The organism is Herbaspirillum sp. ST 5-3 (genome assembly GCF_004804275.1).
Taxonomy (GTDB): domain Bacteria; phylum Pseudomonadota; class Gammaproteobacteria; order Burkholderiales; family Burkholderiaceae_D; genus Noviherbaspirillum.
The window spans coordinates 162,427-183,148 of sequence record NZ_STGI01000007.1; the positions used below are offsets into that span (position 1 = coordinate 162,427).

Consider the following 20,722-nt stretch of genomic DNA (forward strand, 5'->3'; position numbering starts at 1 on the left):
TTAAAACTGAATGGGTGACTAGCGAATTTCAAACAGCACAAACAGGGTGCATGTGCACCCTGTTTGTCATGAATTGGGTGTGCTGCTTGTCAGCTTTTTTCGGCAACTTTCTGCGCAGCTTGCTCCGCATTCCTGCATTCGTTGGCCAACTGCCTTCCATGCTTGGAATCGAGCAGCATGCCCTTTGCAGGAATGCCGATCCAGACCAGGCCGGTCTTTGCGTTCTCGAAACGTTGCGCGCCTGTGGTCGTACTCACGCGCGTCATGAGATGCGTGTGCTTGTTCCAATTCAAGGCGATCTGCTGATCGTCGTTCGCATGGCTGTAAATCGTGATCTTGTTGCCCAGTTCGCAATTAAAAGCAGTGGGTTGGAGTCCGGAGGTGTCAGGTTCTTTTTCGTCAATCTCCTGAGCCTCGTGCTTGTGCGCAGCGGCCACCTTCTTGCTTGCTGATTTCTTGCTTGCATGGCCGGTGGCGGATGCGGCGTTTTCCGCCATTACCGACGGTGCACCGCACGCGATGCCGGCGATCAAAAGAATAAATGTCGATAGTTTTTTCATTACTTTGTTTCCTCTAATATGCGCCGGTTTAATTAACTTCATGTGTGCGCCGCATTGTTACAACAAACTCCCTGATGATTCTGGCAATGGCATGCCGCTCGCTTTCGCGCGCTGCAATATCGCCCAATAGTAGCGATAACTGGCGCGGTCGTGCAATTTTCCGTGATGTTGTATTGGTCCCCACTGTGCAGCCTGCGCTTCGCTGAGGATCGCCACCGCTTCACTCACTTCGGAGCTGCGCGGGGAGAGTGCCTTTAAAATTGGCTTGATCTGATCCGGATGGATGCTCCACATACGGGTATAGCCGAATTCCGCCGAGGCGCGGTGAGCATCGCTGGCAACAATGGACGTGTCCTTGATTTCGGTCGTGACGTTATGTGAGGCTACTATACCGTGGGCATGGCACGCAGCGGCGATTTCCAGCTTGGCGCGCGTCACCAGCGGATGGGTGAACTGACCCGGGGAACGCATCGCGCTGCCCGGTATGGCGCCGTAATGCGAAGAAACGAAATCCATGATCCCGAATGAGAGGCACTCGATTTGCGGAAGTGCCGCAATGGCATGCACGTCAGCGAGTGCGCCATGGGTTTCAATCAGGACATGGACCGGCAGATTCTCGCGGCCATTCCTTTTTGCATGCTGTTTGATCGCGGCGACAGCGCGCTTTGCAGCGGCCAGACTCTCCACTTTCGGAACAACCAGATAGGCGAGCTGCTTCGCAGCTCCGTCGCAAATGATGGCAAGGTCTTGCTCGAAACTGGAATGGTTGAGGTCGTGAACCCGTGCGCCGATACGGTTGTAGCGATTGCCTTCGCCGGCGATCAGGGAAGCCACAAGTCTGGCGTGCGCTTCTTCGTTGCCGGCGCTCGCGCCATCTTCGCAATCGAGGGTGATGTCAAATACTGGTCCAAGCTCTTGCTGCAAGGCAATTGACTTATGCATCAGCTTTTCAGCGCCGGCATAGTGGTCGCAGACCGGAATGGAAACCGGCTTGTGCTTGCCCTGGAATAAGACCTCGGAAGGGTGCATGTGCGGCGTTAAATCAGGTGGTATGCATTGCTGGATGGATCGGTGACATTGCCACCGATCCTGTCCCTTGTAAAGCCTTAACCAACCAGGTGTTTTACGCCTTCACGTTCGTCCATCAGTTCTTTCAGCGTCAGGTTGATGCGCTCTTGCGAGAACGCGTCAATGGCCAGACCTTGCACAATCTTGTATTCGCCATTCTCGGTCGTTACCGGGAAGCCGAACACGGTGCCTTCAGGAATACCGTAAGAGCCGTCCGACGGAATACCCATCGTGGTCCACTTGCCGTTGGTGCCGAGCACCCAGTCACGCACATGGTCGATTGCTGCGTTGGCTGCGGACGCTGCCGAAGACAGGCCGCGCGCCTCAATGATCGCAGCGCCGCGCTTGCCGACGGTCGGCAGGAAGGTGTTTTTGTTCCAGTCTTCGTCGTTGATCATTTCCTTGACCGACTTGCCGCCGATGGTCGCAAAGCGATAATCGGCATACATGGTCGGGGAGTGATTGCCCCAGACGCACAGCTTCTCGATCGCGGTAACCGGGTTGCCGGTCTTTTGTGCGATTTGTGACAGGGCGCGATTGTGGTCCAGACGCAGCATGGCGGTGAAGTTCTTGGCGGGCAGGCTCGGTGCCGATTTCATCGCGATGTAGGCGTTGGTGTTGGCCGGGTTGCCGACTACCAGAATTTTCACGTTGCGGGATGCAACAGCGTCCAGCGCCTTGCCTTGCACCGTGAAGATTTGCGCGTTGGCTTCCAGAAGGTCCTTGCGCTCCATGCCCGGGCCGCGAGGACGTGCGCCAACCAGCAGGGCGACGTCGGCGTCCTTGAATGCCGTCATCGGATCGCTGTGAGCGGTCATGCCGGCCAGCAGAGGGAATGCACAATCGTCAATTTCCATCATCACACCCTTGAGCGCCTTCTGGGCTTTCTCGTCAGGGATTTCGAGCAGTTGCAGGATGACAGGCTGATCTTTGCCCAGCATATCGCCGTTAGCGATGCGGAACAGCAGGGAGTAGCCGATTTGGCCGGCGGCGCCGGTGACGGCAACGCGCATAGGGGCTTTAGCCATGATGAATCTCCAAGTGGGAATGAAAGGACGAAACTTAACGATTTCTTCTGTAAGCCTGTAATAATACCGTTGAAAACCTCTTCGGTCATAGCCGGATCGGCGATCTCAACAGCCTTTTGTGCAAAGCGGTACGAGTACCTGCGTATGGCACGCACCCTGCGAATGTTGCTCGCGAGTGTAGGCGCACATGAGTAAGCTGTCAACGCCTATCTTATATCTTATATAAGACATATCACCTGATACTTTTTGCTAGACGGCAATGGCGCTTTTGTGGTGAAATCATGGGTTATGAGTTCCGCTCCGGCCAATTTGACGAATATCGGCGCACCTGGTGCAGGGGCCGGTGTTTCTGCTCCCGGAAGCTCTCCTACCTTCAGTCCCCTTTATCAGCAAATCAAGGCACTCATCACGCAAAGCCTGCAGACAGGCGAGTGGAAGCCCGGTGAGTTGATCCCAAGCGAGGTGGAGCTCGCAAACCGTTTCAAGGTCAGCCAAGGTACCGTTCGCAAGGCGATCGACGAACTCGCCGCAGAAAATCTGGTGGTTCGCCGTCAAGGAAAGGGAACGTTTGTTGCGACGCATCACGAAGCCCGCGCGCAATACCGATTTCTTAGGCTGATGCCAGACGCTGGCGAGCCTCGCAATCCCGACAACAAGATCCTCGAAGTCAAGCGTCTGCGCGCGCCCGCCGAGGTCGCCCGACTGCTCGACATCAAGTCCGGCGACTCCGTCATTTTCATCAAGCGCGTCCAATCCTTCGATGGCGCGCCGACGATCGTCGAGGAGCTGTGGCTGCCGGGAGTGATTTTCAAGGGACTGACGGCGGAGCGTCTGGTGGAATACAAAGGGCCGATGTACGGACTGTTCGAGACCGAATTCGGTACGCGTATGATTCGGGCAACCGAGCGTATTCGTGCCGTGAGTGCGGATGATGAGACGGCGGAGTTGTTGGGGGTTGCGAAGAGCACGCCCCTGTTGAGTGTGGAGCGTGTGTCATTTACGTATGGAGACAAGCCGGTCGAAGTGCGTCGCGGACTCTACTTGACAGACCGCCATCATTATCAAAACGAATTGAGTTGAATGCGGGAGTCCTGAGGTTGCAATAAGGGATAGCCCTCGCTTGACAAACAGAGATTTTGGGCACGTTGAAGATTACTATTGGTGTGCTGCACAAAATCGGCGAAAATTACGGGATTATCAAGTCTGGGAGGTGTTGTTATGTCTGAAGCCGTGAAAAAGGATCGGCGTCAATTTGGTGTCATGACTTTTGCGCAAACGGTGCATTATCGGTTGCCGCTGGCGGGAATCGTGTCCATCTTGCATCGCATCAGCGGCCTGTTGATGTTTGTGCTGTTGCCCTTCATTCTGTATTTGCTCGACAAGAGCCTGACTTCTGAAATTTCCTTTGAATACTTCAAGGGATATACCTCCCACTTCCTGGTTAAGCTGGCAATTCTTGCGCTGGTTTGGTCCTATCTGCATCACCTCTCTGCCGGCATTCGCCACCTCGTCATGGATCTTCATATCGGTCTCGACAAGGACAGTGCGCGCAAGTCGTCCGTTACGGTTCTTGCAGTCAGTCTGCCGCTGACCTTGCTGGTTGCATTGAAATTATTTGGAGTTTTTTAAGATGGCAAACAACAACATTGGACCGAAGCGCCTGGTTGTCGGCGCACATTACGGCACCCGTGACTGGCTTGCTCAGCGTATGACCGCCGTGGTGATGGCGCTGTATACGGTCATTCTTCTGATTTCGTTTTTGAGCGGCCAGAATTTCAGCTATGAAGGCTGGGCCGGCTTGTTCTCGCATCAATGGTTCAAGGTGGCGACTTTCGTCGCGATGCTGTCGCTGTTCTACCACGCATGGGTTGGTGTGCGCGACGTCTTGATGGATTACTGCACCAAGTCTGTCGGCCTTCGACTCGCATTGGAAGTTGCCGTGGTCCTGTGGCTGGTCGGTTGCGCCGGTTGGGCGGCGCAGATTATCTGGAGAGTGTAATCGTGGTAGCAGTCAAACAATCCATTCCAACACGCCGCTTCGATGCGGTAATCGTAGGAGCCGGTGGTTCCGGTATGCGCGCGTCGCTGCAACTGGCTGAAGCTGGCCTGAACGTCGCGGTCCTGTCCAAGGTTTTTCCGACTCGCTCGCACACGGTTGCGGCGCAGGGCGGCATTGGTGCCTCGCTCGGCAATATGGCCGAGGACAATTGGTACTGGCACATGTTCGACACCGTCAAGGGTGGCGACTATCTGGGCGACCAGGATGCCATCGAATTCATGTGCCGCGAGGCCCCGAAGGTCGTATATGAGCTCGAACACTTCGGGATGCCGTTCGACCGCAATCCGGATGGCACGATCTACCAGCGTCCGTTCGGCGGTCATACTGCGAACTTTGGCGAAAAGCCTGTACAGCGCGCCTGCGCGGCCGCGGACCGTACCGGTCATGCCCTGCTGCACACCCTGTACCAGCGCAATGTCCGCGCCAAGACGCATTTCTTCGTCGAGTGGATGGCGATCGACCTGATCCGTGATCAGGACGGCGATATCCTCGGCGTCGTCGCTCTGGAGATGGAAACCGGCGACGTGATGATTCTTGAGGCCAAGACGACCTTGTTCGCGACCGGTGGAGCAGGGCGCATCTTTGCTGCCTCCACCAATGCATTCATCAACACGGGCGACGGCATGGGCATGGCAGCTCGAGCCGGTCTGCCGTTGCAGGACATGGAATTCTGGCAGTTCCATCCGACGGGCGTGTCCGGTGCCGGCGTCTTGATTACCGAAGGCGTGCGTGGCGAGGGCGGCATTCTGATCAATGCCAACGGCGAGCGCTTCATGGAGCGCTATGCACCGACGCTGAAGGATCTGGCTCCGCGTGACTTCGTATCGCGCTCGATGGACCAGGAAATCAAGGAAGGCCGCGGTTGCGGTCCGAACAAGGATCACGTCTTGCTGGACCTGCGTCACATCGGCGCCGACACCATCAAGAAGCGTTTGCCTTCGATTCTGGAAATCGGCCACAAGTTCGCGAATGTGGACGCTACCAAGGAACCGATTCCGGTTGTGCCGACCATTCACTACCAGATGGGTGGCATTCCCACCAACATTCATGGCCAGGTCGTCGCACTGAAAAACGGTAATCCGAGCGAAGTCGTGAATGGCATGTACGCTATCGGCGAATGCGCATGCGTATCGGTCCACGGCGCAAACCGCCTCGGCACCAATTCGTTGCTCGACCTCGTGGTATTCGGTCGTGCCGCGGGTAACCATATCGTTGCATCCAACCTGAAACAGAAGAATCACAAGCCGCTGCCTGCAGATGCTGCCGATGCCGCGCTGTCGCGTATGGCGCGTCTGGAAACCAGCACGGGTTCCGAACGTGTGCAGGACGTGGCAAATGCAATCCGCTCCACGATGCAACAATATTGCGGCGTATTCCGTACCGACGATCTGCTGCAAACTGGCAAGCAGAAGATCCTTGAGCTGGATGAGCGTCGCAAGCACGTCTCGTTCAAGGACAAATCGAAGGTGTTCAACACGGCGCGTGTTGAAGCGCTCGAACTGGACAATCTGATTGAAACCGCGAAGGCAACCATCGTGTCCGCTGCAGCTCGCAAGGAATCGCGTGGTGCCCACGCGCATCGCGACTACGAGAAGCGCGACGACGAAAACTGGATGAAGCACACGCTGTGGTTCTCCGAAGGCAACCGCCTCGACTACAAGCCGGTCAATACCAAACCGCTGACCGTTGAAACCTTCAAGCCTAAAGCACGTACTTTCTAAGGTAGGAACATGGCACGTACCCTCAAATTTCAGATTTACCGCTACGACCCGGACAAGGACGCCAAGCCGTACATGCAAGACCTGACGGTGACTTTGAAGGACACCGACAAGATGCTGCTGGATGCCTTGCAGCGCATCAAGGCTGACGTCGACGATTCCCTGGCGTTGCGCCGTTCCTGCCGTGAAGGCGTGTGCGGCTCCGACGCCATGAACATCAACGGCAAGAACGGACTGGCCTGCACGACGAACCTGAACGAACTGACCGAGCCGATCGTGTTGCGTCCGCTGCCCGGCCTGCCGGTGATCCGCGACCTTATCGTGGATATGACACAGTTCTTCAAGCAGTACCACTCGATCAAGCCGTACCTGATCAACGAAACGCTTCCGCCGGAAAAGGAGCGTCTGCAGAGCCCGGAGGAACGGGAAGAGCTGGATGGTCTGTACGAGTGCATCCTCTGTGCATGCTGTTCTACGTCCTGCCCGTCGTTCTGGTGGAATCCGGACAAGTTCGTCGGCCCGGCCGGATTGCTTCAGGCCTATCGCTTCATCGCAGACAGCCGCGATCTGGCAACCAACGAGCGCCTGGACAACCTCGAAGACCCGTATCGTTTGTTCCGCTGCCATTCGATCATGAACTGTGTTGATGTTTGTCCGAAGGGCCTGAATCCGAACAAGGCGATCGGCAAGATCAAGGAAATGCTGGTTCGCCGTACTGTATAGAGCTATCCAATGGCGGAAGGCGAGTTTCGCTTCCGCCGTATTTCACGAGCTTTTCGGAAATTTCTCCGGAAGGCTCATGAAATAGAACGAATGAGGAATTATGTCTGCACCCCATCAAGCCGATCCGGTAAAGCGTGCGCGTTTGCGCTGGAGAGCGCGGCGCGGTTTGCTCGAGAACGATCTCCTGGTGACCCGGTTTTTGGACGCGCACGAGGAAACGCTGACGGATGAAGAGGTTGATGCGTTTTCGCGCCTGATGGATTTGGCGGACAACGAATTGATGGACCTGCTTCTGGGACGTAAGGATCCTTCAGGCGATGTCGACCTGCCTCACGTCCATGCATTGCTGGCTCGGATGCGCGCTGCCTGAGACATCTCCATCAGCTTTTTGTTTTTCGCGTTTTTTTACTTCGACTCACCCCTCCTCATTTGAAGGAAGAGCCATGAACAACTCTGAGACCAAAGCAACGCTATCGTTCTCCGACGGTTCCCCGTCGCTGGACCTTCCCATCTACAAGGGCACGATTGGCCCGGATGTCATCGATATCCGCAAGTTGTATGGTGCAACAGGCAAATTCACCTACGACCCAGGATTCATGTCCACAGCAGCCTGCAACTCGTCGATCACTTACATCGACGGTGACAAGGGTGAGTTGCTGTACCGCGGCTACCCGATCGAGCAGCTGGCAGTCAACTGCGACTTCCTCGAAACCTGCTACCTGCTGCTGAACGGCGAATTGCCGAATGCTGCACAGAAGCAGAAGTTCGTCGATACCGTCACCAATCATACGATGGTGCACGAGCAGATGCAGTTCTTCTTCCGCGGTTTCCGTCGCGACGCACATCCGATGTCGGTGCTGGTTGGTACCGTCGGCGCGCTGGCTTCCTTCTATCACGACTCGCTCGACATCAACTCGCCGACGCACCGTGAAGTGTCCGCAATCCGTCTGATCGCGAAGATGCCGACGCTGGTTGCCATGGCATACAAATATTCGATCGGCCAACCTTTCGTTTATCCGCGTAACGACCTGTCCTACAGCGCGAACTTCATGCGCATGATGTTCGCAACGCCGTGCGCAGAGTACAAGGTTAACGATGTGCTGGTGCGCGCACTCGATCGCATCCTGATCCTGCACGCCGATCACGAACAGAATGCCTCGACCTCGACCGTGCGTCTGGCTGGCTCCTCCGGTGCCAATCCGTTCGCCTGTATCGCTGCCGGTATCGCCTGCCTGTGGGGCCCGGCTCACGGCGGTGCAAACGAAGCAGCGCTCAACATGCTGGAAGATATCCAGCGCGATGGTGGCGTGGAACGCATCGGCGAATTCATCGCCAAGGTCAAGGACAAGAACTCGAACGTCAAGCTGATGGGTTTCGGTCACCGCGTCTACAAGAATTACGACCCGCGTGCCAAGCTGATGCGCGAAACCTGCCATGAAGTGCTGACGGAACTCGGTCTGCACGACGACCCGCTGTTCAAGCTCGCCATGGCTCTGGAGAAGATCGCTCTCGAGGACGATTATTTCGTACAGCGCAAGCTCTACCCGAACGTCGACTTCTACTCCGGCATCGTGCAACGTGCCCTCGGCATCCCGGTTTCGCTGTTCACCGGTATCTTCGCGATGGCTCGCACGGTTGGCTGGATCGCTCAGTGGAACGAGATGATTTCCGATCCGGAGCAGAAGATCGGTCGTCCGCGCCAACTGTTCGTCGGCTCGACCAAGCGCGACGTTCCTCCGATGGGAAAGCGCGGCTGATACAACATCCGCACAAAAAAGCGAGCCCGCGCGGCTCGCTTTTTTATTGGTCAAAGTAAATGTGCTATTCTAGCGGTTCCAAAAATTTGGAACCCACTTCAGGTCGTCACGTAGCCCTTCCCCCCACAACTTGATGTGCGATCCGCTAACCGGTCAGGCCGTGTCGCGGAAGGTTATATAAACCCGCTAATCTCGCGAAACGCGAAGAAAGGTGAGCAAGATGATGCAGCAGTATTTCTCCAATTCATATTTGTTTGGAGGCAACGCTCCGTACGTAGAGGAATTGTACGAAGCGTATCTCAACAATCCCGGATCCGTCCCCGACAACTGGCGCGCATACTTCGATGCGATGCAGCATGTGCCTGCGGTCGATGGCTCCAACAAACCTGACGTTGCTCACGCACCCGTTATCGCCTCCTTCGCGGAGCGCGCCAAGCAAGGCCCGATCCGTACAGTCAGTGCGACAGCCGATGCTGAAATGGGCCGCAAGCGTGTCGCTGCCACGCAATTGATTGCTGCTCACCGCTTCCTCGGTAACCGCTGGGCCAATCTTGACCCGCTCCAACGCCAGGAACGTCCGAATATTCCCGAGCTCGAGCCGAGCTTCTACGGTTTCACCGATGCCGACATGGACATCGTGTTCAATATCAGCAACACGTACTTCGGCCCGGAAACCGCATCATTGCGCGACTTGCTGCAATCCTTGCGCGACACCTACTGCCGTTCGATCGGCGCAGAATTCATGTACATGAGCGATCCAGCGCAGAAGCGCTGGATGCAGGAGCGACTCGAGTCGGTTCGCTCGACGCCGAATTTCTCTGGTGAAAAGAAGAAACACATCCTTGAACGACTGACCGCTGCAGAAGGCCTCGAACGGTATCTGCACACTCGCTACGTCGGCCAGAAACGCTTTTCGCTTGAAGGCGGTGAGAGCTTCATTGCCTCGCTCGACGAATCGATCCGTCGTGCTGGCGAGAAGGGCATTCAGGAAATCGTGATTGGCATGGCGCACCGGGGTCGTTTGAACGTGTTGGTCAATACACTCGGCAAGATGCCGCAAGACCTGTTCGCCGAGTTTGAAGGCCGGCATGCCGATGATCTGCCCGCCGGCGACGTTAAATACCATCAAGGTTTCTCCTCGGATATTTCGACCCCGGGTGGCCCGATTCATCTCTCGCTGGCATTCAACCCGTCGCATCTCGAGATCGTCAATCCGGTTGTTGAAGGCTCGGTCAAGGCGCGCATGGAGCGCCGCGGCGACAAAGACGGCTCGCAAGTCATGCCGATCCTGGTGCATGGCGACGCAGCATTCGCCGGCCAGGGCGTCGTAATGGAAACATTGAACCTTGCACAAACCCGCGGTTACGGCACGGGCGGCACGCTCCATATCGTCATCAACAATCAGATCGGCTTCACCACCTCCGACCCACGCGATACGCGCTCCACGCTGTATTGCTCGGACGTCGTCAAGATGATTGAAGCGCCAGTGCTGCATGTGAACGGCGACGATCCGGAAGCAGTTGTGCTGGCAACCCAGATCGCACTCGATTTCCGTCTGGAGTTCAAGAAAGACGTTGTCGTCGACATCATTTGCTTCCGCAAACTCGGCCACAACGAACAAGACACGCCTGCACTGACGCAGCCGCTGATGTACAAGAAGATCGGCCAGCACCCGGGTACGCGCAAACTGTATGCGGACAAGCTCGTCACGCAAGGCATGATTTCGCCGGATGCAGGCGACGCATTGGTGAAGGCCTATCGCGATGCGATGGACGCCGGCAAGCACACCGTCGACCCGGTTATCTCGAACTTCAAGAGCAAGTACGCGGTCGATTGGATGCCGTTCCTCAATCGCAAGTGGACCGATGCAGCGGACACGGCTGTTCCGATGGCGGAATTGAAACGCCTTGCCGAGCGCATCACGACAGTGCCGGAAGGTTTCAAGGTGCACCCGCTGGTTGAGAAGGTTCTCGCCGATCGCGCCGCCATGGGCCGCGGCGAAATCAACCTCGACTGGGGTATGGGCGAGCACCTCGCTTATGCATCGCTGGTATCGTCAGGCTACGCAGTGCGTCTGACCGGCCAGGACGCTGGTCGCGGCACCTTTACGCATCGTCATTCCGTGTTGCACGACCAGAAGCGCGAGCGCTGGGATGCAGGCACGTTCATCCCGCTGCAGAACGTCTCCGAAACTCAGGCTCCGTTCACCGTTATCGACTCCGTGCTGTCGGAAGAAGCCGTACTCGGCTTTGAATACGGGTACTCCACGGCTGAGCCGAATACGCTCACGATCTGGGAAGCCCAATTTGGTGACTTCGCCAACGGCGCGCAGGTGGTGATTGACCAGTTCATCAGCTCCGGCGAAGTGAAGTGGGGACGCGCCTCCGGTCTCGTGATGATGCTGCCGCACGGTTATGAAGGCCAAGGCCCGGAACACTCATCCGCACGCATCGAGCGCTACCTGCAACTGTGCGCAGACAACAACATGCAAGTGGTTCAGCCGACCACGGCGTCGCAGATCTTCCATCTGCTGCGTCGCCAGGTGATCCGCCTGTTCCGCAAGCCGCTGGTCATTGCCACGCCGAAATCCCTGCTGCGCAACAAGGATGCAGGATCTCCGTTGTCTGAACTGGCGAAGGGATCGTTCCAGACAGTCATTGGCGAGGTCGACGAGAAGATCGATGCGAAGAAGGTCAAGCGCGTGCTCGCGTGTTCCGGCAAGGTGTATTACGACCTGGTCAATGCACGCAAGGAGCGCGGCGCATCCGACGTCGCGATCATTCGCGTCGAGCAGCTGTATCCGTTCCCGCACAAGGCATTTGCCGCGGAACTGAAGAAGTTCCCGAACTTCACGGAACTGCTGTGGGCTCAGGACGAACCGCAGAACCAGGGCCCGTGGTTCCAGATCCAGCATAATATTTTCGAGAATCTGGAAGAGGGGCAGAAGCTGGCTTATGCAGGCCGTCCGGCCAGCGCATCGCCTGCTGTCGGTTACTACGACAAGCACTATGCGCAGCAGAAAGCATTGATCGACACCGCGTTCTCGAAGCTGAAAGGCTTCGTCCTGACGAAATAAAGACCCGACGGCGCGCTAGAAGCTGGCGCGCCGCACGAACAAACCGAAACGGAGAGTTACATGGCTATTATTGAAGTGAAAGTTCCGCAATTGTCGGAATCCGTGGCAGAAGCAACCCTGCTGCAGTGGCACAAAAAAGTCGGCGAGGCTGTGGCCCGCGACGAAAACCTGATTGATATCGAGACTGATAAGGTCGTCCTCGAATTGCCGGCCCCCGACGGCGGCGTGCTTGTCGAAGTCATCAAGGGTGACGGAAGCACCGTTGTCGCAGGCGAAGTGATCGCCAGGCTCGATACCGAAGCAAAAGCCGGTGCTGTTGCTCCTGCCGCCGCCGCTGCGCCGCAGAAAGCGGCTGAGCCGGTTGCCGCAGCTGCTGCTCCTGCTGCAGCTAGCGCTGCAGGTGGCATTGCCATGCCCGCTGCAGCAAAGATGCTGGCCGACAACAGCATGACCACCTCCCAAGTTGCCGGAACAGGCAAGGATGGCCGCGTAACCAAGGGCGATGTCATCAATGCGCTGCAAAGCAAGCCGGCAGCACCCGCGCCGGCAGCCGCACCGAAGCCGGCTCTGCAACAAATCGCCGCCCCGCTGAAGCTCGATCTCGCGAATCGCCCTGAAGAGCGCGTACCGATGAGCCGTCTGCGCGCGCGTATCGCCGAGCGTCTGCTGCAGTCGCAGGCAACCAACGCAATCCTGACCACGTTCAACGAAGTGAACATGCAGCCGGTCATGGATCTGCGCAACAAGTACAAGGACAAGTTCGAGAAGGAGCATGGCGTCAAGCTGGGCTTCATGTCCTTCTTCGTCAAGGCCGCTGTTGCCGCGCTCAAGAAGTATCCGGTCATTAACGCTTCGGTTGATGGCAACGACATCGTCTACCACGGCTATTTCGACATTGGTATCGCGGTGGGTTCCCCCCGCGGTCTGGTGGTGCCGATTCTGCGCGACGCGGATCAAATGACGATTGCCGACATCGAGAAGAAGATCGCCGAATTCGGCGTGAAGGCCAAGGACGGCAAGCTGACGCTCGAAGAGCTGACCGGCGGTACCTTCTCCATTTCGAATGGCGGCGTGTTCGGTTCCATGCTTTCGACTCCGATCATCAACCCGCCGCAATCCGCAATCCTCGGAGTGCACGCAACCAAGGATCGCGCCGTCGTCGAAAACGGTCAGATCGTTATCCGCCCGATGAACTATCTGGCAATGTCGTACGACCACCGCATCATTGACGGCCGTGAAGCAGTGCTCGGCCTGGTCGCGATGAAAGATGCGCTGGAAGATCCGGCGCGCCTGTTGCTGGACCTGTAAAGGCATCACGCATGGCGCACACGGAGCCCGGAAACATCCCGCTCCGTGTGCGTTGTCTATTCTGCGGCGAAACGGATATCGAAGAAAGTTAAGAATATGTCGAAAAATTTTGATGTGGTCGTCATCGGCGGCGGCCCCGGCGGATACATTGCAGCGATTCGTGCTGCGCAATTAGGTTTCAACACGGCGTGTATCGATGATTGGAAAAATGCAAAAGGCGGTCCGGCACCCGGCGGCACTTGCACCAATGTCGGCTGCATTCCTTCGAAGGCATTGTTGCAATCGTCCGAGCACTACGAACATGCAGGGCATGCGTTCGCTGACCATGGCATCGAGGTCAAAGGCCTGGCCATGAATGTCGGCCAAATGCTGGCGCGCAAGGAAACGATCGTCAAGCAGAACAATGACGGCATCCTGTATCTGTTCAAGAAGAACAAGGTCACGTTCTTCCATGGGCGTGGGTCGTTCATAAAAGGGGATGCAGGCGGGTATGAAATCAAGGTTGCCGGTGGCACGGAAGAAACCATCACCGGCAAGCACATCGTGGTTGCTACCGGCTCCAACCCGCGTGCTTTGCCCAATGCGGCGTTTGACGAGAAGCTGATTCTTTCGAACACCGGCGCACTGGCGATCGATGCCGTGCCAAAGAAACTGGGCGTAATCGGCGCCGGCGTAATCGGCCTCGAAATGGGCAGCGTATGGCGCCGCCTGGGGGCAGAAGTCACGGTGCTGGAAGCGCTGCCGGCATTCCTTGGTGCTGTGGATGAGCAGATTGCAAAGGAAGCACAAAAACTGTTCGCCAAGCAGGGCCTTTCGGTCAGCCTCGGCGTCAAGATTGGCGCGATCACCGCGGGCAAGAAGGATGTGACGGTTGAATATACCGACGACAAGGGTGCCGCACAAAAGGCCGTATTCGACAAACTGATCGTATCGATCGGTCGCGTTCCGAACACGAACGGCTTGAATGCAGAAGGCGTCGGTCTCAAGCTGGATGAGCGCGGTTTTGTTGCGGTCGATGGCGATTGCAAGACCAACCTGCCAAACGTCTGGGCGGTGGGCGACGTTGTGCGCGGCCCGATGCTGGCGCATAAGGCAGAGGAAGAGGGCGTTGCGGTTGCTGAGCGCATTGCTGGTCAGCACGGGCATGTGAACTTCAACACAATTCCCTGGGTCATATATACGTCACCGGAAATTGCCTGGGTTGGCAAGACCGAGCAGCAGTTGAAGGCCGACGGCGTTGCGTACAAGGCGGGAACCTTCCCATTCATGGCCAACGGCCGTGCTCGCGCTCTTGGCGATACCTCTGGCATGGTGAAGTTTCTGGCCGATGCCAAGAGCGACGAAATTCTCGGCGTGCACATCGTCGGGCCGATGGCATCCGAGCTGATTTCGGAGGCTGTTGTCGCGATGGAGTTCCGTGCTTCGTCGGAAGACATCGCCCGAATCTGCCACGCGCATCCTTCTTTGTCTGAAGCGACCAAGGAAGCGGCGCTCGCAGTGGACAAGCGTTCACTCAATTTCTAGGAGCCCATATGCGTCACTCGATTCTGTTGTTGTGTTTTGCGCTTGCAGCATGCGCAACGACGGGGTCGAGCGGTGGCCTCATTACCATTGAAACCGCGTCGGGCGGGCAACCGTTGCCGGGAGCCCGTTGTGCCGTCAGTACCAATGCGGGAAACTGGAACGTGACGACACCGGCGACGGTCGCAGTGGGGAGCGCCAACGGCGATTTGCGTGTGACATGCAACAAGGAAGGGTACCGCGCATCAGAAGTGCTCTACAGACCGTCGAGCCCCGTCGGATCCGGCGTTGGAGTAAGTGCTGGTGGCGGTGGAGGGCATGTCGGGGTAGGTGTTGGGCTGAGTTTTCCGGTCAATCTTGGCGGCGGGACGTATCCGTCGCGGGTAACGGTGGACATGAACCCGCAATGAGTCCTTCAAGGTGTATCAACCGAAGTGACGCAGACAAGGCATAATTTACAGAAATTGCGCTTAAGTATCGCTGAGTTGACGTAGTGGGCGAGCGTGTCTCGCCCATTTTTATGTTGACGTGTCAAAGGCGAGCGAACCGGTTGAAACAACTGCAATGCAGGAATAAGTGAAGTAACAAAAAATATGAATGTCAGGGAGTTCTACGAACACGCACTCGTGCAGCGTGGCTATGCGTCCGACGAGGCGCAGCTGCGGGCAGTGGCGCGCTTGCAGCAGGCGTATGAGGAGTGGGGCGCGTACAAGTCGCAACGCTCCAGCAAGATCAAGCGTCTGATCAGCCGACCCGATGTGCCGCGTGGTGTCTACATGTGGGGAGGCGTCGGGCGTGGCAAATCCTTCCTCATGGACAGCTTCTATTCGGTTGTTCCTGTTGTTCGCAAGACGCGATTGCACTTCCACGAATTCATGCGCGGAGTGCATCGTCAGCTGGATGATCTGAAAGGCGTGGCTGATCCGCTGAATGAAGTCGCACGCCGTATTGCAAAGAAATACCGGCTGATTTGCTTTGACGAGTTTCACGTATCCGATATTGCGGATGCAATGATCCTGTATAACCTGCTTAAAGCCTTGTTCGATAACGGCGTGTCGTTTGTCATGACATCCAACTATGCGCCGGATGCACTATATCCGGATGGCTTGCATCGCGACCGCATCCTGCCGGCGATTGCTTTGCTGAATGACAAGCTGGACGTGTTGAACGTTGACGCGGGCCGCGATTATCGCAAACGGACCCTTGAGCAGGTCGAGATGTATCACACGCCCTTGGGCGCCGCTGCGGACCATGCACTGCGCAATGCTTTTGCCGATCTCGCCGAAACCGCAGACGAGGATCCGCTGATTCACATCGAGGCTCGCGAAATCAAGTCGCTGCGGCGCGCGGGCGGCGTCATCTGGTTCGACTTTGCGACCTTGTGTGGCGGACCGCGTTCGCAAAACGATTATCTCGAAATCGCGAGCTGTTTTCATACCGTCATCTTGTCCGGCGTTCCATGCATGTCAGCGGCCATGTCTTCCGAAGCACGTCGATTTACCTGGTTGATTGACGTCTTGTACGATCACAAAGTGAAGCTGCTGATGTCGGCCGAAGTAGAGCCGGAGCAGCTATACACGCAGGGCGCGCTTGCCAATGAATTTCATCGCACGGTTTCGCGCATCATCGAAATGCAGTCGTCGGAATACATGACCAGCGAGCGTCGCGACGTCGTTGGTTCGATCGCATGAGCATCAACGAATTAAAGCGGAGGCCATCTGAATTACTTCATGTCTGGAATACTCCAATCGGCCGCACTTCGCAGGGTCCTCGTTTGTCTCGCATGTGCGACCACTGTCCTGTTTTCCGCTACTGCACCGGCGCAGCAAGCCGCAGTCGATTCGTCGGCAAGCGTCGCCGCTCGGTATCCTGCCGGGTCGATCAAGTCAGTCGAAATGGCTGACGCTGCATTGGCTGATGCGAACAAGGAGCGGTCGGAGACTCAGGCGCGGTTCGCTGCAGCAGAACAAGCCTGCCAATCGAAGTTTTTTGCGACATCATGCATCGAGCAGGCAAAAGAGCATCGTCGCGAGGCACTGATGCGTTTACGCGCCGTCGAGATCGAGGCACACACTTTCAAGAGGCAAATACGCGTGACTGAGCGGGATCAGGCGTTGGCAATCAAGCCGTCTCAGGAAGACTCCAGGCGGGAGCCGGGCAGGCACCGCAAAGCCGACCGGCCGATCAACGGCAAGAGCCCTGCCGAGAATGCGCAGGCGGAGAAGGCCGCAGAGCCTGGCCGTAAAGTGCAAACCACGATCTTTTCCGACCGCACGGCTCGCCATGAAGAAAAGTTGAAGGAAATCCGTGCAGAAGAAGCTGCGAATGCAAAAAAGCGCGCGGAAAATGTTGCAGCTTACGAGAGAAAAGTGGCGGAAGCCAAAGAGCACCAAAAGCAAATAGAGGCCAAAAAAGCGGAAAAGGAAGAAAAGCGCCGAAGCAAGCAGGCATCGCAGCCGGCACAACAATGAATCCGGTCGCAGCGGTTGCGAGCCGAAGAACTCCTCCGACGCCGGATTCGAATCAAGCTACACGGCGCGCTTCATTTTGCTAACGGTATAGCCCTTGCTTTCCTTTGGAGGTTCGACGAGTCTTACGATGGCCAAGGTGCAATTGTCGCCGGTGCCGTCGCTGGCGCGCTCCCGCGCCTTGTTAATCAGCATTTCGGATGCCTGCCGCGGCGAATTCATTGCAATCGCGGCGCCCAGTTCCGTATCCGAAAAATAATGCCATAGGCCATCCGTGCAAAGCAGGAAAGAGTCGCCAGCTTTCAGGCCGTCGTGGCGTGCGATGGTTACTTCCGGCTCGTTCTCATGCGACCCCAACGCATTGACGAGGACGTTCGAGAGCTGATGATTCTGCGCTTCCTCGCGCGGCAACTTGCCTTCCTTGACCAGCATTTCCACGTACGAGTGGTCGACGGTCCGCTCGGCGCAATTCGGGCCGTCGAATCGATAGAGACGCGAATCGCCGACATGTGCCCAGATCGCGCTTCTCTCTGGCGTGATGACCAGTGCGATCATTGTGCTGTGCGGCTTCTTTTCGGATGAAATGGCGCTCAGTTGGATGATGGTATGCGCGTCATGCGCAATCGATTCCAGCATCTTCTCAACCTGGTCCGTCTGAGGGGAAAACAGGTCGAAGGCGAGTTTCGCGGTGCGAATGACCTGTTCGGCAGCCAGCGCGCCGCCGCTCAATCCTCCCATGCCATCGGCGACAATCGCCATGATGTAACCGGGAGCTCTGGGCGCAGCAAACAATGCGGTGCGATCCTGTTGCTCCTTGCGATCGCCGATATGCTGGCCGGTACCTGCCTCAATCTTGTATTGGCTCATGGGTGTGGGGTGGATTAAACTGCTGAGTGGCAAAAAATTATTACATGTGGCAAAGCAGCACCTGATATTTGTAGGCGTTTGTTACATTTTTTAATCATTGTTCGTGGTAATAAACAACAGCGACTATTGCCGTTGTGCATTACATCCATTTTTGCTCATACACCAGTGTCACCAGGGCTTATCCAGTCAGCGCGCTATACGCCCAAGACTTTCACTCTTAAAATACAGCTTATCGCGTTCATTTCACAGATCATGATTCCACTGGAAGATATACAACGCAGAATCGTCGAGTTGGAGGTAGAACATCGCGATCTGGATGCGGTCATCGATCTTTTGACCCGCGATGTCCTGCACGACGAGCTTCAGTTGCGGCGTTTAAAAAAACGCAAGCTCCAGCTTAAGGATCATATAACATTGCTGAAAATGCAACTTATTCCTGATATTCCCGCCTGATTTTTTCGGGACATGGGAATTCGATCTCCCTGATTGCCATCCGCTTTGACAGAACACACCGCTTCATCGCCCGTCCAGGGCAATCACGACGCCGACATCGATCAGTTGTTTGACGCGAATGGACCGCTGAGCCAGGCGGTGAGCGGCTTTCGCCCTCGACAGTCGCAAACCGAGATGGCCAAGGCGATCGCCGCAGCTATCGGCGAGCAGAAAACCCTGATTGCGGAGGCGGGCACCGGCACGGGTAAAACCTTTGCGTACCTGGTGCCTGCGCTGCTCTGGGGAGGAAAGGTCGTCCTGTCGACAGGAACCAAGAATCTGCAAGACCAGCTTTATCTGCGCGACATTCCCACCGTTCGCAAGGCGCTCAACGCCCCGGTGTCGGTCGCGCTTCTGAAAGGCCGGGCCAACTATGTGTGTCACTTTCATCTGGAGCGTACGCTGCAGAACGGCCGGCTGACGTCGCGCGAGGATGTGGGATATCTGCGAGAGATTTCACGTTTCATAAAGACGACGAGTTCGGGGGACAAGGCTGAATTGTCCAAGGTTCCCGAATCTGCGCCGGTCTGGAATCTCGTGACCTCGACACGCGACACCTGTCTTGGTGCCGAGTGCCAGTATTACCAGGATTGTTTCGTCATGAAGGCGCGCAAGGAGGCGCAACAGGCGGACGTCGTCGTCGTCAATCATCATTTGTTTTTTGCCGATGTCGCGCTGAAGGACACCGGCGTTGCGGAGCTGCTGCCCTCGGCAAATACCATCATCTTCGATGAGGCGCACCAGCTGCCGGAAACTGCGACACTGTTTTTCGGTGAGACCGTATCGACGTCACAGATACTTGAGTTGTGCCGTGATGTCCTTGCCGAAGGACTGGCACACGCACGCGACGGTGCCGAATGGGCGAAGGTGGTTTCGCCGGTCGAGCGTGCTGCGCGCGATTTGCGGCTGGCTTTTCCGCAGGATGTCGTACGGCTCGCAATCAATCAGATCGCGCCGTCCAGTGTCTTCTTTCCGACGCTGGAGAAATTGCGGGACGAACTCGACGCGATGACGGCTGTCCTGGAAAAACAGGCGGAGCGGGCCGAAACCATCGAGCAATGCCGGACGAGGGCGATCGAACTCGGCAACAAGCTGACTGCGTGGACAAAAGGGCAAAACGTTAATGCCGACAATGCTGAACCTGGGCAGGAGCGCGTTCTGTGGGTCGAAGCATTTTCCTCGTCCTTGCAATTGCATCAGACGCCGCTGTCAATTGCACCGATATTCAGCAAGCAGCGCGAAGGATCACCGCGCACATGGATTTTCACGTCGGCTACGCTCGCAGTGAAAAATGATTTCAATCATTACACGTCGCAGATGGGACTCTGGAATGAACCGGCACAATCCTGGCCGAGTCCGTTTGATTACGGTCGGCAGGGTCTGCTGTATGTGCCGGAGAGTCTGCCGGAGCCGAATTCGCTTGCCTATACCGACGCAGTGATCGATGCCGCATTGCCCGTGATTGAGGCGTCGGGTGGGCGGGCCTTCCTTCTTTGCACCACGATACGGGCCGTCAATCGTGCAGCGGAGCGTTTCCGTGAGGAGTTTGAAAAGCGCAAGCTGCCTTTCCCCCTTTTCGTGCAAGGCGAGGCTGGACGGACCGAATTGCTCGATCGCTTTCGTGCAGCGGGAAACGCCGTGCTCATCGGCAGCCAGAGCTTCTGGGAGGGAGTCGATGTGCGCGGCGAGGCGCTTTCGCTTGTCATCATAGACAAACTGCCGTTCTCTCCGCCGGACGATCCGGTACTGGCTGCGCGCATCGACGCGCTGGAGCGGAAAGGATTGAATGGATTCGTTCATCATCAGTTACCCGAGACGATCATCAACCTGAAGCAGGGCGCGGGACGCCTGATTCGTGACGAAACCGACCGTGGTGTGCTCATGATCTGCGACCCGCGATTGATCTCGAAGCCATACGGACGACGCATCTGGCAAAGTCTCCCCCCATTCAAGCGGACGCGCGATGCCGCTGAAGTACTGGCATTCTTCCGCGGAGAGCGGCAGGAGGGTGGCGGCGCACAGGTAAGCGGATAGTAGCTATACTAATCGCACCCGGAATGTCCGGCGAAGAGCTGCA

Annotated in this window: 18 protein-coding genes; 14 read left to right on the forward strand and 4 right to left on the reverse strand. The window is 56.8% G+C overall.

What is annotated here, in order from left to right; genetic code table 11:
- Positions 1-89: 89 nt before the first annotated feature.
- From E6W33_RS15415 to E6W33_RS15425, 3 genes are all read right to left on the reverse strand, one after another.
- Positions 90-560, reverse strand: coding sequence for a hypothetical protein (locus tag E6W33_RS15415; RefSeq protein ID WP_136418202.1), 471 nt, complete (start codon positions 558-560; stop codon positions 90-92).
- Between the two features lie 57 nt (positions 561-617).
- Positions 618-1,589, reverse strand: coding sequence for a CoA ester lyase (locus tag E6W33_RS15420; RefSeq protein ID WP_136418203.1), 972 nt, complete (start codon positions 1,587-1,589; stop codon positions 618-620).
- Positions 1,590-1,666: 77 nt separating this feature from the next.
- On the reverse strand, positions 1,667-2,656 hold the full coding sequence (locus tag E6W33_RS15425) for a malate dehydrogenase (protein WP_136418204.1): 990 nt from the start codon (positions 2,654-2,656) through the stop codon (positions 1,667-1,669).
- 288 nt (positions 2,657-2,944) lie between these two features.
- On the opposite strand from E6W33_RS15425, the gene E6W33_RS15430 reads away from it, so the two are divergent.
- The 12 genes from E6W33_RS15430 to E6W33_RS15490 all read left to right on the forward strand — a co-directional run bounded on the left by E6W33_RS15430 (position 2,945) and on the right by E6W33_RS15490 (position 17,289).
- Positions 2,945-3,736, forward strand: coding sequence for a GntR family transcriptional regulator (locus E6W33_RS15430; RefSeq protein ID WP_136418303.1), 792 nt, complete (start codon positions 2,945-2,947; stop codon positions 3,734-3,736).
- A 138-nt stretch (positions 3,737-3,874) separates the two neighbouring features.
- Positions 3,875-4,285, forward strand: a complete 411-nt coding sequence (gene sdhC, locus E6W33_RS15435) for a succinate dehydrogenase, cytochrome b556 subunit (RefSeq protein WP_136418304.1) — start codon at positions 3,875-3,877, stop codon at positions 4,283-4,285.
- A 1-nt stretch (position 4,286) separates the two neighbouring features.
- Positions 4,287-4,655 (forward strand): succinate dehydrogenase, hydrophobic membrane anchor protein, encoded by a 369-nt coding sequence (gene sdhD / locus E6W33_RS15440; protein ID WP_136418205.1) that lies wholly within the window; start codon positions 4,287-4,289, stop codon positions 4,653-4,655.
- Between the two features lie 2 nt (positions 4,656-4,657).
- Positions 4,658-6,436 carry a succinate dehydrogenase flavoprotein subunit gene (gene sdhA / locus E6W33_RS15445; RefSeq protein WP_136418206.1) on the forward strand — a complete coding sequence of 593 codons (1,779 nt, stop codon included), beginning with the start codon at positions 4,658-4,660 and terminating at the stop codon, positions 6,434-6,436.
- Between the two features lie 9 nt (positions 6,437-6,445).
- Positions 6,446-7,156 (forward strand): succinate dehydrogenase iron-sulfur subunit, encoded by a 711-nt coding sequence (locus tag E6W33_RS15450; protein ID WP_136418207.1) that lies wholly within the window; start codon positions 6,446-6,448, stop codon positions 7,154-7,156.
- Between the two features lie 100 nt (positions 7,157-7,256).
- Positions 7,257-7,526, forward strand: a complete 270-nt coding sequence (locus E6W33_RS15455; protein ID WP_136418208.1) for a succinate dehydrogenase assembly factor 2 — start codon at positions 7,257-7,259, stop codon at positions 7,524-7,526.
- 73 nt (positions 7,527-7,599) lie between these two features.
- On the forward strand, positions 7,600-8,913 hold the full coding sequence (gltA, locus tag E6W33_RS15460; RefSeq protein ID WP_136418209.1) for a citrate synthase: 1,314 nt from the start codon (positions 7,600-7,602) through the stop codon (positions 8,911-8,913).
- Between the two features lie 220 nt (positions 8,914-9,133).
- On the forward strand, positions 9,134-11,989 hold the full coding sequence (locus E6W33_RS15465; RefSeq protein ID WP_136418210.1) for a 2-oxoglutarate dehydrogenase E1 component: 2,856 nt from the start codon (positions 9,134-9,136) through the stop codon (positions 11,987-11,989).
- Positions 11,990-12,049: 60 nt separating this feature from the next.
- Positions 12,050-13,297, forward strand: a complete 1,248-nt coding sequence (gene odhB / locus E6W33_RS15470) for a 2-oxoglutarate dehydrogenase complex dihydrolipoyllysine-residue succinyltransferase (RefSeq protein ID WP_136418211.1) — start codon at positions 12,050-12,052, stop codon at positions 13,295-13,297.
- Between the two features lie 96 nt (positions 13,298-13,393).
- Positions 13,394-14,821, forward strand: coding sequence for a dihydrolipoyl dehydrogenase (gene lpdA, locus E6W33_RS15475; RefSeq protein WP_136418212.1), 1,428 nt, complete (start codon positions 13,394-13,396; stop codon positions 14,819-14,821).
- 590 nt (positions 14,822-15,411) lie between these two features.
- Positions 15,412-16,509: a cell division protein ZapE gene (gene zapE / locus E6W33_RS15485; RefSeq protein ID WP_136418214.1), complete on the forward strand. Its 1,098-nt coding sequence runs from the start codon at positions 15,412-15,414 to the stop codon at positions 16,507-16,509.
- Between the two features lie 204 nt (positions 16,510-16,713).
- The gene (locus tag E6W33_RS15490) at positions 16,714-17,289 is read left to right on the forward strand and encodes a hypothetical protein (protein WP_136418215.1); all 576 of its coding nucleotides are present in this window, start codon (positions 16,714-16,716) and stop codon (positions 17,287-17,289) included.
- A 57-nt stretch (positions 17,290-17,346) separates the two neighbouring features.
- Here E6W33_RS15490 and E6W33_RS15495 read toward each other — a convergent pair whose 3' ends face one another.
- Positions 17,347-18,153, reverse strand: a complete 807-nt coding sequence (locus tag E6W33_RS15495; protein ID WP_136418216.1) for a PP2C family serine/threonine-protein phosphatase — start codon at positions 18,151-18,153, stop codon at positions 17,347-17,349.
- Between the two features lie 252 nt (positions 18,154-18,405).
- Between E6W33_RS15495 and E6W33_RS15500 the strand changes: the two genes are divergently transcribed.
- Together E6W33_RS15500 and E6W33_RS15505 are read left to right on the forward strand one after the other, a co-directional pair.
- On the forward strand, positions 18,406-18,606 hold the full coding sequence (locus E6W33_RS15500) for a DUF465 domain-containing protein (protein WP_136418217.1): 201 nt from the start codon (positions 18,406-18,408) through the stop codon (positions 18,604-18,606).
- Positions 18,607-18,651: 45 nt separating this feature from the next.
- Positions 18,652-20,679 carry an ATP-dependent DNA helicase gene (locus E6W33_RS15505; RefSeq protein WP_136418218.1) on the forward strand — a complete coding sequence of 676 codons (2,028 nt, stop codon included), beginning with the start codon at positions 18,652-18,654 and terminating at the stop codon, positions 20,677-20,679.
- Positions 20,680-20,722 lie beyond the last annotated feature (43 nt).

Coding starts and splice junctions, on each gene's coding strand:
- E6W33_RS15495 (WP_136418216.1), bottom strand. CDS start 18,153: ATGAGCCAATACAAGATTGAGGCAGGTACCGGCCAGCATATCGGCGAT.
- E6W33_RS15490 (WP_136418215.1), top strand. CDS start 16,714: ATGGCTGACGCTGCATTGGCTGATGCGAACAAGGAGCGGTCGGAGACT.
- E6W33_RS15500 (WP_136418217.1), top strand. CDS start 18,406: ATGATTCCACTGGAAGATATACAACGCAGAATCGTCGAGTTGGAGGTA.
- lpdA (WP_136418212.1), top strand. CDS start 13,394: ATGTCGAAAAATTTTGATGTGGTCGTCATCGGCGGCGGCCCCGGCGGA.
- gltA (WP_136418209.1), top strand. CDS start 7,600: ATGAACAACTCTGAGACCAAAGCAACGCTATCGTTCTCCGACGGTTCC.
- odhB (WP_136418211.1), top strand. CDS start 12,050: ATGGCTATTATTGAAGTGAAAGTTCCGCAATTGTCGGAATCCGTGGCA.
- E6W33_RS15420 (WP_136418203.1), bottom strand. CDS start 1,589: ATGCACCCTTCCGAGGTCTTATTCCAGGGCAAGCACAAGCCGGTTTCC.
- sdhD (WP_136418205.1), top strand. CDS start 4,287: ATGGCAAACAACAACATTGGACCGAAGCGCCTGGTTGTCGGCGCACAT.
- E6W33_RS15465 (WP_136418210.1), top strand. CDS start 9,134: ATGATGCAGCAGTATTTCTCCAATTCATATTTGTTTGGAGGCAACGCT.
- E6W33_RS15455 (WP_136418208.1), top strand. CDS start 7,257: ATGTCTGCACCCCATCAAGCCGATCCGGTAAAGCGTGCGCGTTTGCGC.
- zapE (WP_136418214.1), top strand. CDS start 15,412: ATGAATGTCAGGGAGTTCTACGAACACGCACTCGTGCAGCGTGGCTAT.
- sdhC (WP_136418304.1), top strand. CDS start 3,875: ATGTCTGAAGCCGTGAAAAAGGATCGGCGTCAATTTGGTGTCATGACT.
- E6W33_RS15425 (WP_136418204.1), bottom strand. CDS start 2,656: ATGGCTAAAGCCCCTATGCGCGTTGCCGTCACCGGCGCCGCCGGCCAA.
- E6W33_RS15415 (WP_136418202.1), bottom strand. CDS start 560: ATGAAAAAACTATCGACATTTATTCTTTTGATCGCCGGCATCGCGTGC.
- E6W33_RS15450 (WP_136418207.1), top strand. CDS start 6,446: ATGGCACGTACCCTCAAATTTCAGATTTACCGCTACGACCCGGACAAG.
- E6W33_RS15430 (WP_136418303.1), top strand. CDS start 2,945: ATGAGTTCCGCTCCGGCCAATTTGACGAATATCGGCGCACCTGGTGCA.